Origin of the sequence: Rossellomorea aquimaris (assembly GCF_008180865.1) — a bacterium.
Taxonomy (GTDB): domain Bacteria; phylum Bacillota; class Bacilli; order Bacillales; family Bacillaceae_B; genus Rossellomorea; species Rossellomorea yichunensis.
Map to the genome: position 1 here is coordinate 631,332 of NZ_VTEX01000001.1, position 12,914 is coordinate 644,245.

Sequence of the window (12,914 nt, forward strand, 5' to 3'; positions counted from 1 at the left end):
AACAGGTTATAAAAAAGGTGGTTTTTTATTTGCAAACGGTGATTGCCTTTGTTGTTATTTTCGGAGCTTTAGTATTTTTTCATGAGCTTGGACATTTAATATTCGCGAAGCGTGCAGGCATATTATGCCGTGAATTCGCAATCGGGTTTGGTCCTAAAGTATTTTCATACAAAAAGGATGAAACAACCTATACGATTCGATTATTGCCTCTTGGGGGCTTTGTCCGAATGGCCGGGGAAGACCCGGAAATGGTAGAGCTTAAGGCCGGTCATCGGGTTGGTCTTGTACTCGATCAGGATGAAAAAATAAAAAAAATCGTCTTAAATAACAAAGATCGCTATCCGAACATTCGTATCATTGAGGTAGAAGAAGCGGATTTAGAGCACAAACTGCATATTCGCGGATACGAAGAAGACGAGGAGGAACTGAAAACCTTTTTGATCTCCAGGGACGCCGTATTCATTGAAGATGGTGTCGAGACACAAATCGCTCCATGGGATCGACAATTTGCTTCTAAGTCACTACCCCAACGGGCGATGGCCATTTTTGCTGGACCGCTATTCAACTTTATTTTAGCCTTCTTCATTTTCATCCTTGTAGGCTTATTGCAAGGGGTTCCAACGAATGATCCTGTTCTTGGTGAACTCACAGAAGAAGGGGCAGCAAAAGAAGCCGGCCTTCAGAAAAATGACGTGATTTTAAGTATAGACGGTAAAGAGATTTCAACATGGGATGATATTGTTACCATCATACAGAAGCACCCAGGCGATGAGCTGCGGTTTAATGTTGATCGTAACGGCTCAAACACAGAGATTTCAGTCACCCCAAAACCTCAAGAAATAGAAGGGGAAGAAATAGGGATCATCGGTGTTCATAGTCCTGTTGAAAAGTCGCCTCTCAAAGTGGTGACCAATAGTGCACAGCAAACCTATGAATGGACCAAAATGATTTTTGTTCTATTAGGAAAGCTTGTGTCAGGTGAGTTCTCAATCGATGCATTATCAGGTCCGGTTGGAATCTATCAGTCAACGGATGTTGTTGCTAAATCAGGTATATTCTACTTAATGAGATGGGCTGCCATCCTTAGTATCAACCTGGGAATCATGAACCTTCTGCCAATTCCTGCACTCGACGGGGGCAGACTCCTGTTCTTCGCAGTCGAAGCGGTAAGAGGGAAACCGGTGGATCGCCAGATGGAAGGAATGGTCCATTTTGTCGGATTTGCCCTTCTCATGGTTCTCATGCTCGTTGTTACATGGAACGATATTCAAAGATTTTTCTTATAAAATATGATGCATGAATCATGAACAGGCAGTTTCTCCCTCCAGAATCAAAAAATGAGGGTGTCACTGCCTGTTGATTTAAGATAAAATAGTGAGAAGGAAATTCCCACACTACATAAATAATATATATGGTAACTGAGGTGCTAATAGATGAAGCAACGTAATACATTCATCCCTACTTTAAGAGAAACACCAGCTGATGCAGAAATTAAGAGTCATCAGCTTCTCTTGAGAGCAGGATTCATAAGACAAAATGCAAGTGGTATTTATAGCTTTTTGCCATTAGGAAATAAAGTATTGAAAAAAGTGGAAGAGATTGTTCGCGAAGAATTAGATGCAGCAGGTGCTGTTGAAATGCTCATGCCTGCCCTGCAACCTTCCGAGCTCTGGAAAGAATCGGGACGCTGGGGAACGTATGGTCCTGAATTAATGAGAATGCATGATCGCCATGATCGTGAATTTGCCCTCGGAGCAACACATGAGGAAGTGATTACAAGTTTAGTAAGGGACGAAATAAAATCATATAAACGCCTACCCCTTACGATGTATCAAATTCAAACTAAATTCCGTGATGAAAAGCGCCCGCGTTTTGGACTCCTTAGAGGAAGGGAATTCATCATGAAGGATGCCTATTCATTCCATTCTTCTTCTGAAAGCCTGGATCAAACATATGATGCATTATTTCAGGCGTACTCGAATATTTTCAGCCGATGCGGGCTGAATTTCAGAGCCGTTATCGCTGACTCTGGGGCAATGGGCGGTAAGGATACACATGAATTTATGGTGTTATCTGAAGTCGGCGAAGATACGATTGCATACTCCGATAAATCCGATTATGCAGCGAATATCGAAATGGCTGAAGTAGTGGATTCCTATACTCAATCGTCTGAAGAGATGCTTGAATTAGAAAAGGTATCAACTCCAGAGATTAAATCGATTGAAGAAGTTTCCTCTTTCCTAACTATAGAGAAAGATCAATGTGTGAAATCGTTACTATTTAAGGTAGATGATGATTATGTACTGGTATTATCCCGTGGTGATCATGAAATTAACGATATCAAAGTGAAGAACCTTCTAAATGCAAGTGTAGTTGAATTGGCATCAGCCGAAGAAACGAAAGAGCTCATCGGATGTGAAATCGGATCAATTGGCCCTTGTTCATTAGATAAAGACGTGAAAATTGTAGCTGATCAAGCAGTTAAATACATTCGAAACGGTGTATCAGGAGCAAATGAAGCAGGTTACCATTTTACAAACGTGAATCCTGAACGTGATTTTGAGGTTTCTCAATATGCAGATCTTCGCTTCATTCAGGAAGGTGACCCTTCACCAGATGGAAATGGTACGATTGTTTTTGCAAAAGGTATCGAAGTGGGACATGTATTCAAACTGGGGACAAGATATTCAGACGCACTAGGAAGCTCATTCTTAGATGAGAATGGCCGATCTCAGTCAATCATCATGGGCTGTTACGGAATAGGTGTCTCTCGTACCCTTGCAGCAGTTGCAGAGCAATTTAATGATGACAATGGTCTGGTTTGGCCAACGAATCTTTCACCATATGACCTTCATTTAATTCCGATTAATATGAAGGATGAAGCACAGGCTATACTTGCAAACGAACTATATGACACATTTATAGAAAATCGTTATGATGTATTAATGGATGACCGGGCTGAGCGTCCAGGTGTTAAATTCGCTGACTCCGACCTGATTGGACTTCCGATTCGCATAACGGTCGGGAAGAAAGCAGGAGAAGGCATCGTTGAAGTGAAAGTAAGAAGCACAGGTGAGATGCTCGAAGTGCATAAGGACGAGCTACTGCCAAAACTGCAAGAACTATACAAGACTCTTTCTTAAAAAGAAAAGGGCTCGACTTTAAAGGAGGCAATCCTTAGCTGTCAGCCCTTTTTCTACTGTAAATAACACGATTAGAAATGGGGGAGAAGGATCATGGAAGAAAAGCCCCTGGGCAAAAGAGAAAGGTTTCAACTGTTGCTAAAGCAATTAGGGTTAACAGAGGATGCCTTTGTGAAGTACTTTCAATACGCTGAAATTGAAAAACTAGCGGTGTTTCGCAAGGAGAAGAAATGGCATTTTTACTTTACATTTGAAGAAATCATTCCGTGTAACGTGTGGAGTAAATTTTCAATCGCACTGCAAACATCCTTTAAACATATTGCAAACGTCGGATTCACGATAAAAGTGGTGAATACCCAAATATCAGATCAGCACATTTTAGATTATTGGCAGGACTGTGTGAGAGAAATTCAAGGTATTTCACCGCCGTTATTAAAATTATTAAATACTCAAAAGCCGAAAATCAACGGAAATAAGATTATTGTTCAGGCTTCCAATGATACAGAAGCAACACAGTTAAAAAGAAAATACGGTGAAATCATCACCGCTACTTTCGAGAACTTTGGCTTTCCTAAACTAGTATTGGATGCAGAGGTAAGTCAAGTAGAGGAACAAAGCAATGAGTATGAGAAGTTTTTAGAAGAAAAGCTTAAAGAAGATCAAGAGAGAGCCAAACAAGCTCTCCTTGAAATGGAGAAGGCTGAAAAAGAGGAAGCAAGTGATGCACCCAGCGGTCCATTCATGCTTGGTCTTACGATTAAAGACGATGCTGACTTCCGAAAGATTGAAGAGATTTATGACGAAGAACGCCGGATCGCCATTGAAGGGTATGTTTTCGATTGCGAAACACGAGAATTGCGTAGCGGTCGCACTTTATTAACATTTAAAGTAACAGACTACTCAAGTTCGATCCTGGTCAAAATGTTCTCGAGGGACAAAGAGGACGCTGCTATTATGAATAATATGAAAAAGGGTATGTGGGTCCGCTGTCGTGGAAGTATCCAAAATGATACATTCGTACGTGACCTGGTGATGATCGCCAACGATGTGAATGAAATCAAACCTGTTCTCAGACTGGATACTGCTCCTGCTGATGAAAAAAGGGTGGAGCTTCACATGCATACTCCAATGAGTCAGATGGATGCCGTTTCTTCAGTGGCAAGTCTTGTTGCTCAAGCAAAAAAATGGGGGCATAAAGCGGTTGCGATAACCGATCATGCCGTTGCACAGTCATTCCCTGAAGCATATAGCGCAAGTAAGAAAAATGATATTAAATTGCTGTATGGGGTAGAGGCGAATCTTGTAGATGATGGAGTACCGATTGCCTATAACGACCGGGATCTTCCATTAGAAGATAGTACCTTTATTGTCTTTGACGTTGAAACGACGGGACTTTCGGCCGTTTACGATACCATCATTGAACTCGCAGCTGTTAAAATCAAAGATGGCGAGGTCATTGATAAATTTGAATCGTTTGCCAACCCCCATCATCCGTTATCCGCTACAACCATTGAATTAACGGGGATCACTGATGATATGGTGCAAACGGCACCTGAAATAAACGATGTTCTTCACGACTATCATAAATGGGCAGGAGAAGATATATTAGTTGCACATAATGCTTCCTTTGACATGGGTTTCTTGAATGCAGGGTATCAAAAAGCAGGACTGCCTAAAGCGACTAACCCTGTCATCGATACGCTGGAGCTTGCCAGACTACTGTATCCTCAATTCAAAAATCATCGTTTAAATACGTTAGCCAAGAAATTTGATATTGAACTTACCCAGCATCACCGAGCAATCTATGATGCGGAAACAACTGGATACTTGTTATTGAAAATGCTGAAGGATGCCGTTGAGAAAGGGATCACCAACCATAATCAATTCAATGATTACATGGGGAAAGGTGATGCATACAAGCGATCAAGACCATATCACTGTACACTTATTGCCCAAACAGAAGAAGGCTTAAAGAACCTATATAAACTAGTATCCATTTCTCACATGAATTATTTTTTCCGTGTTCCGCGAATTCCCCGCTCTCAGCTTCAAAAGTATCGAAAGGGAATTCTTGTAGGTTCAGGCTGTGACAAAGGCGAAGTGTTTGAAGGGATGATGCAAAAGGGGAAAGAAGAAGTTGAGGAAACTGCTCAATTCTATGATTACCTGGAAGTTCATCCTAAAGAAGTCTATCAACATTTAATCGAGTTGGATTTGGTACAAAGTCAGAAAAACCTTGAAGATATCATTAAGAACATTGTGGATCTTGGTAAGAAATTGGATAAGCCTGTAGTGGCTACGGGTAACGTTCATTACTTAAATGAAAACGACAAGATTTACCGAAAGATTCTCGTGGGCTCTCAAGGCGGGGCGAATCCGTTAAACCGACACGAACTTCCTGATGTTCATTTTAGAACAACGAATGAGATGGAGGATGCATTCTCTTTCTTAGGGAAAGAAACAGCGAAAGAAATTGTCGTGGACAACTCCAACAAGATAGCCGATCTCGTAGACGTAATTAAACCAATCAGAGATGATCTTTATACGCCTAAAATTGAAGGCGCTGATGAAGAAATGCGTCGCATGAGTTATACGATGGCGAAAAGCATTTACGGAGAAGAGCTTCCTGAAATTGTAGAAGCAAGGCTCGAAAAAGAATTAAAGAGTATTATCGGGCATGGATTCGCAGTCATCTATTTAATCTCGCATAAGCTCGTGAAAAAGTCATTGGATGATGGATACCTGGTAGGGTCACGTGGATCAGTAGGTTCCTCTTTTGTTGCGACAATGACAGAAATAACAGAAGTGAATCCTTTACCTCCCCACTATGTATGTCCATCTTGCAAGAAATCCGAGTTCTTTGATGATGGATCGGTAGGATCCGGGTTTGATTTGCCCAATAAAGATTGTCCTGATTGTGGAATTCCTTATAAGAAGGATGGTCATGATATTCCGTTTGAAACATTCCTTGGATTTAAAGGAGACAAAGTTCCTGATATCGATTTGAACTTCTCGGGTGAATATCAGCCTAATGCCCATAACTATACGAAGGTTCTGTTCGGTGAAGATAATGTCTATCGAGCAGGTACAATCGGTACTGTGGCGGAAAAAACCGCCTACGGGTATGTAAAGGGATACGCCAATGATCATCAGCTGCAAATCCGCGGAGCAGAAATCGATCGATTGGTAAGTGGGTGTACCGGAGTGAAAAGAACTACCGGTCAGCATCCTGGAGGAATCATCGTAGTACCTGATTATATGGATATCTACGATTTCTCACCAATTCAATTCCCTGCTGATGATTCTAGCTCGGAATGGAAAACAACACATTTTGATTTCCATTCCATTCATGATAATCTTTTGAAGCTTGATATTCTTGGTCATGATGATCCAACCGTCATTCGTATGCTTCAGGATTTATCAGGTGTCGATCCGAAGACGATTCCGACAGATGACCCCGAAGTGATGAAAATTTTCAGTGGAACGGAATCCCTCGGAGTGACAGCGGAACAAATCATGTGTAAGACCGGGACGCTTGGAATCCCTGAATTCGGTACACGCTTTGTCCGTCAAATGCTTGAGGATACAAAACCGACGACATTTTCTGAGCTTGTTCAAATATCAGGACTTTCACATGGTACTGATGTATGGCTCGGCAATGCACAAGAGCTTATTCATAATAATATTTGTAATCTGAGCGAAGTAATTGGGTGTCGTGATGATATTATGGTTTATCTCATCTATCAGGGACTCGAGCCTTCACTTGCCTTTAAAATCATGGAATTTGTACGTAAAGGGAAGGGACTGCAGGATGAATGGGTAGAAGAGATGAAAAAGAATGGGGTACCGGACTGGTATATTGATTCTTGTCTGAAGATCAAATATATGTTCCCGAAAGCCCATGCTGCTGCCTATGTATTAATGGCAGTTCGTATTGCTTACTTTAAAGTGCATCATGCTCTCTTGTACTATGCTGCTTACTTCACCGTTCGTGCAGAAGATTTCGATATCGAAGCCATGGTGAGGGGGTCACAAGCAGTCAGGGCTAAGATAGAAGAAATCAACAGCAAAGGCCTGGATGCATCTCCGAAAGAAAAGAACACGTTAACAGTACTGGAGTTGGCCCTTGAAATGTGTGAACGGGGATACAAGTTCCAAAAGGTAGATCTGTATCGTTCACAAGCGGCTGAATTTGTGATAGATGGAGATTCATTGATCCCACCATTCAACTCGATACCCGGGCTTGGGACGAATGCGGCCATTAATATTGTGAATGCAAGACAGAATGGGGAGTTTCTCTCTAAAGAAGATCTTCAACAAAGAGGTCGCGTTTCCAAGACAATCATCGAGTACCTGGACAATCACGGCTGCTTGGAAGCCTTGCCGGATAAGAACCAATTATCCCTATTCTAAGCTGATACCATGGGAATTGTTTGCATAAAAATGTTGATTATGGTATATTTTTATTGGAAATACTAAAGATAGCTCTAAAGGTAGAAGAGTGGGGTCGCACCCCACTCTTTCGTTATTACATGGAGATTTTTTGAACTATCATTTCTAGTCTTGGTGCAAGATTTTCATATAGACCAGGAGGTAAGTATGAGCAAAATAACAACACTTGTAGAAGAACTTGTTACACCAATCTTAGACGACATGTCATTAGAACTCATTGACATGGAATATGTGAAAGAGGGATCGAATTGGTTTCTTCGCGTATTCATCGACAAAGATTCAGGTGTTGACATTGAAGAATGCGGAATAGTAAGTGAAAGACTTAGTGAGAAGTTAGATGAAATTGACCCAATTCCTCATAATTACTTTTTAGAAGTTTCTTCACCGGGAGCTGAACGTCCTTTAAAGAAAGAAAAGGACTTTGAGAAAGCCATCGGCAAAAACGTATATGTGAAAACATATGAACCGTTGAACGGTGAAAAGGCCTTCGAAGGCACACTTCTTTCCTATACTTCAGACCAATTAGCATTAGAAGTAACCATTAAGACTCGAAAAAAGAAGGTTGAAATTCCAACAGATAAGATAGCGATCGCAAGATTGGCTGTTACATTTTCATAGGAACTAACCGCACTATAAAGGGGGATGAAACCACCATGAGCACTCAGTTATTAGATGCTCTTACTGTTTTAGAGAAAGAGAAAGGCATTGCAAGAGATGTCATCATTGAAGCGATTGAAGCTGCACTTGTGTCGGCTTACAAACGAAATTTTAACCAAGCACAAAATGTCCGTGTAGACCTTAACCTTGAAACGGGTACGATGAGAGTTTTCGCTCGTAAGGAAGTGGTAGACGAAGTATTTGATTCCCGCCTGGAAATTTCTGTCGAAGACGCCGGGGAAATCAATCCTAGCTACGAGGTTGGAGACGTTGTTGAGTTGGAAGTTACACCGAAGGACTTTGGCCGTATCGCTGCCCAAACCGCTAAACAGGTTGTTACCCAACGAGTAAGAGAAGCTGAAAGAGGAATTATCTATTCCGAATTTGTGGATCGCGAAGAAGATATCATGACGGGAATTGTTCAACGTCAGGACAATCGCTTTATCTATGTTGCACTAGGCAAGATTGAGGCGCTTTTACCAGTGAGCGAGCAGATGCCCAATGAAACATATAAACCTCATGATCGCATAAAAGTGTTTATTACAAAGGTTGAGAAGACGACAAAAGGTCCTCAAATCTTTGTTTCAAGAACACACCCTGGATTACTGAAGCGGTTATTTGAAATCGAAGTTCCTGAAATCTTTGATGGAACGGTAGAAATCAAATCTGTTGCACGTGAAGCCGGAGATCGCTCTAAAATCTCTGTTCATGCAGAAAATTCCGAGGTGGATCCCGTTGGAGCTTGTGTAGGAACCAAGGGTGCACGTGTACAGGCAATTGTAAACGAATTAAAAGGTGAAAAAATTGACATTGTTCAATGGTCAGAAGATCCTGTAACATTCGTTGCCAATGCATTAAGTCCATCAAAAGTGCTGGATGTACAGGTGAATGAAGATGATAAAGCAACAAGAGTAGTTGTTCCGGATTATCAACTTTCACTTGCAATTGGTAAACGTGGCCAGAATGCCCGTCTTGCAGCCAAATTGACAAACTGGAAGATTGATATCAAGAGTGAAACAGACGCTCGTGAACTGGGATTATATCCTCGAGAAGAGTCATTCCTTCCTCAAGATGAAGAGGAAGAATATGATAACGAGCCTTTAAATATTGATTTCGATAATCAAGATTAAGAGGTGAGTCAGATGAGTGTAAATAAGAAGATCCCATTGCGTAAATGTGTGGCAACGGGTGAAATGAAACCGAAGAAAGAAATGATACGGATTGTCCGCTCGAAAGAAGGGGAGGTTTCCATCGATCCCACCGGTAAGAAGTCAGGGCGTGGAGCTTATCTTTCCAAGGATAAAGACATCATTTTACAAGCTAAAAAGAAAAATACATTAGCCAATCAATTACAAGCGAAAATAGATGAATCTCTTTACGATGAATTGATTAGCCTTGTGGAGAAGGAGTAACGTTTAGCGTATGAATCAAAATCGTTGGATGTCACTTTTAGGATTGGCAAATCGGGCACGTAAGATTATTTCAGGTGAAGAACTTGTTATTAAAGAAGTTCGTAGTGGACGAGCAAAACTTGTCATTCTTTCCAAAGATGCTTCTGCTAATACGTACAAGAAAATCACGGACAAATGTAAATCCTACAATGTCCCGGTTAGTTTAGTGGATAGCAGAAATGATTTAGGTCAGGCCATTGGAAAGGAAGCCAGGGTAGTGGTGGCTGTAATGGAAGCAGGCTTTGCCGGGAAATTATCCGAACTGCTCGATGAATCTCAGTGGGGGTGAACATATGAGCAAGATGCGTGTTTATGAATATGCAAAAAAATACAATGTTTCAAGCAAAGATGTTATCGGAAAATTAAAGCAACTGAATATTGAGGTATCAAACCATATGGCAACTATAGAAGACGACGCAGTAACAAAATTAGACGCGATGTACAAAGGGGATTCAGGCAGTCAGAAACCAAGCCAAAAGGATTCCAAGGCAAATGCATCAAAGACAGAAGAAGCTCCGAACAAGGAAAAAGTAAAATCAGCACCGAAAAGTCGTGAAGGAAAAAAACACGAACAACAGCACCAATCAAAGGAGAAGAAGGTCTTCAATAATAATAATAACAACAACAAAAACAAAAATAACAAACAAAACAGGCAAAATAAAAATTTCAAACAGGCTCCACAGCAACAACAGCCTGCCAAGAAAAAAGAACTTCCATCAAAAATTACGTTCTCAGAGTCATTGACAGTTTCAGAGCTTGCGAAAAAGCTTCATAAAGAGCCATCTGAAATCATTAAAAAGCTATTCATGCTTGGTGTCATGGCAACAATCAACCAAGAGTTGGATAAAGACTCAATTGAACTGATCGCAGGAGAATATGGAGTCGAAGTAGAGGAAGAGATCAAAGTAGATGCCACTGATCTTGAAGTATACTTCACTGAAGACACACAAGAGCAAGTAGAAGAGCGTCCTTCTGTTGTGACAATCATGGGTCACGTTGACCATGGTAAAACAACTCTCCTTGATTCCATCCGTAACACGAAAGTAACGGCAGGGGAAGCTGGAGGAATCACTCAGCATATCGGTGCTTATCAAGTAGAAGTGGATGAAAAGAAGATCACCTTCCTTGATACTCCTGGACATGCTGCCTTTACAACGATGCGTGCCCGCGGTGCTCAAGTAACGGATATTGCGATCATTGTTGTTGCTGCTGATGATGGTGTCATGCCTCAAACAGTTGAAGCAATCAACCATGCGAAAGCGGCCGAAGTTCCTATTATCATTGCCGTTAATAAAATGGACAAAGAAGCTGCGAATCCGGATCGTGTAATGCAAGAGCTGACGGAATACGAACTGGTTCCTGAAGCGTGGGGTGGAGACACAATCTTCGTACCACTATCTGCATTATCGGGAGAAGGGATCGATAATCTACTTGAAATGATCGTTCTTGTGAGTGAAGTGGAAGAGCTTAAAGCAAATCCGAATCGCCTTGCCCAAGGTACGGTAATTGAAGCACAATTAGACAAAGGCCGGGGTTCTGTAGCAACTTTACTTGTTCAAAACGGGACATTAAAAGTTGGAGACCCTATCGTAGTAGGGAATACATTCGGTCGTGTTCGTGCAATGGTCAATGACCTTGGTCGTCGTGTGAAAGAAGCAGGTCCATCTGCTCCTGTTGAAATCACAGGTTTAAATGATGTTCCTCAAGCGGGAGATCGTTTCGTTGTATTTGAAGACGAGAAAACGGCTCGTTCTGTTGGTGAAGCCCGTGCTTCTCAAGCTCTCCAAGCACAAAGGGGAGAGAAGTCGAAGGTAAGCCTTGAGAATTTGTTTGAACAAATGAAACAAGGTGAAATGAAGGACCTCAACCTTGTTCTTAAAGCAGACGTTCAAGGTTCAGTAGAAGCTCTTGCCGCTTCATTGCTGAAAATTGAAGTTGAAGGTGTAAATATCCGTATCATCCATACTGGTGTCGGAGCGATTAACGAATCTGATATTACACTTGCAGCAGCGTCCAACGCCATTGTCATAGGCTTTAATGTTCGTCCTGATGTAAATGCGAAACGTACGGCTGACGCTGAAGGAGTAGAAATTCGATTACACCGTATTATCTATAAGGTAATGGAGGAAATCGAAGCTGCTATGAAAGGTATGCTGGACCCTGAATTCGAAGAAAAAATCATTGGTCAAGCAGAAGTTCGTCAAACATTTAAAGTGTCTAAAGTTGGTACTATTGCGGGAAGCTATGTAACAGAAGGTAAAATTTCTCGCGACAGCGGCGTTCGTCTAATACGTGATGGAATTGTTATCTTTGAGGGTGAACTGGATGCCCTTAAACGTTTTAAGGATGATGCCAAAGACGTAGCTAAAGGTTACGAATGTGGTATTACGATTAAGAACTTTAACGATGTAAAGGAAGGCGACGTAATCGAAGCCTTCATCATGGAGGAAATTACACGTAAATGATCACATATGTTGAATGTGAGTGCATGATTTATGATTCACACTCTTTAAAAGAAAAGCGGGCGGTCCTGCAGAGGATCTTGTCCCGCCTTAAACAAAAATTTAATGTTTCTGTCTCTGAAATCGGACACCAGGATGTATGGCAGCGAACCAGGATTGCCATCGTTACAGTCGCTTCTTCTAAAGGAGCCAGTGAAAGAGAAATTGAGCATGCATTGAAATTCATTGATTCTTTTCCGGAGTGGGAGAGACTGGAGACCCAAATCGAGTCGTTATAGAGAGTGGCTTATATTCCAACATATAACCATTAACGATATACAAGAGGTGATATTGATGAGCCATCGTGCGAATCGTGTTAGCGAGCAAATGAAGAAAGAGCTCAGCGATATTATCGGACGAAAAATAAAGGACCCACGCATTGGCTTTGTGACAGTTACAGATGTGCAGGTAACTGGTGATTTACAACAGGCAAAAGTGTATATTACCGTTCTGGGTGGAGAAGACCAAAGAGAAAACACGCTTAAAGGTCTGGCGAAGGCAAAAGGGTTCATCCGTTCCGAAGTAGGACAGCGAATCCGTCTGCGCAAAACACCAGAAATTATTTTTGAGTTTGATGAATCGATTGATTATGGTAATCATATTGAAACTTTATTAAGAAAAGTTCAAGATGAACCAGAAGAGTCTAAAGACACAGATGAGTAACAAGAAAGGGCTGATCCGGAGGGAATTACATTTCCAATGGATTAGTC

General features: G+C 41.4%; 10 protein-coding genes. All 10 read left to right on the forward strand.

All coding sequences use genetic code 11. The features are described from left to right. The first annotated feature begins 29 nt into the window (after window positions 1–29). The 10 genes from rseP (at window position 30) to rbfA (ending at window position 12,867) form a co-directional block, all read left to right on the forward strand. Window positions 30–1,286 (forward strand): RIP metalloprotease RseP, encoded by a 1,257-nt coding sequence (gene rseP / locus FZC88_RS03210; protein WP_148993630.1) that lies wholly within the window; start codon window positions 30–32, stop codon window positions 1,284–1,286. A gap of 147 nt (window positions 1,287–1,433) precedes the next feature. Continuing rightward, window positions 1,434–3,143: a proline--tRNA ligase gene (locus FZC88_RS03215; RefSeq protein WP_148993631.1), complete on the forward strand. Its 1,710-nt coding sequence runs from the start codon at window positions 1,434–1,436 to the stop codon at window positions 3,141–3,143. 93 nt (window positions 3,144–3,236) lie between these two features. Continuing rightward, a complete protein-coding gene (locus FZC88_RS03220) occupies window positions 3,237–7,556 on the forward strand; it encodes a PolC-type DNA polymerase III (RefSeq protein WP_148993632.1) in 4,320 nt (1,439 codons plus the stop codon). Window positions 7,557–7,742: 186 nt separating this feature from the next. Continuing rightward, window positions 7,743–8,213, forward strand: coding sequence for a ribosome maturation factor RimP (rimP, locus tag FZC88_RS03225; RefSeq protein ID WP_113968189.1), 471 nt, complete (start codon window positions 7,743–7,745; stop codon window positions 8,211–8,213). 35 nt (window positions 8,214–8,248) lie between these two features. Then, window positions 8,249–9,382 (forward strand): transcription termination factor NusA, encoded by a 1,134-nt coding sequence (nusA, locus tag FZC88_RS03230; RefSeq protein ID WP_044337366.1) that lies wholly within the window; start codon window positions 8,249–8,251, stop codon window positions 9,380–9,382. Window positions 9,383–9,394: 12 nt separating this feature from the next. After that, the gene (gene rnpM / locus FZC88_RS03235) at window positions 9,395–9,664 is read left to right on the forward strand and encodes an RNase P modulator RnpM (protein WP_113968187.1); all 270 of its coding nucleotides are present in this window, start codon (window positions 9,395–9,397) and stop codon (window positions 9,662–9,664) included. Between the two features lie 10 nt (window positions 9,665–9,674). Beyond that, the gene (locus tag FZC88_RS03240; RefSeq protein WP_148968770.1) at window positions 9,675–9,992 is read left to right on the forward strand and encodes a YlxQ family RNA-binding protein; all 318 of its coding nucleotides are present in this window, start codon (window positions 9,675–9,677) and stop codon (window positions 9,990–9,992) included. A gap of 4 nt (window positions 9,993–9,996) precedes the next feature. Beyond that, window positions 9,997–12,168: a translation initiation factor IF-2 gene (gene infB / locus FZC88_RS03245; protein WP_148968771.1), complete on the forward strand. Its 2,172-nt coding sequence runs from the start codon at window positions 9,997–9,999 to the stop codon at window positions 12,166–12,168. Continuing rightward, on the forward strand, window positions 12,165–12,443 hold the full coding sequence (locus FZC88_RS03250; protein ID WP_148968772.1) for a DUF503 domain-containing protein: 279 nt from the start codon (window positions 12,165–12,167) through the stop codon (window positions 12,441–12,443). Before infB ends, FZC88_RS03250 begins: the two co-directional genes overlap by 4 nt. A 55-nt stretch (window positions 12,444–12,498) precedes the next feature. Then, on the forward strand, window positions 12,499–12,867 hold the full coding sequence (rbfA, locus tag FZC88_RS03255; protein WP_113968183.1) for a 30S ribosome-binding factor RbfA: 369 nt from the start codon (window positions 12,499–12,501) through the stop codon (window positions 12,865–12,867). Window positions 12,868–12,914 lie beyond the last annotated feature (47 nt).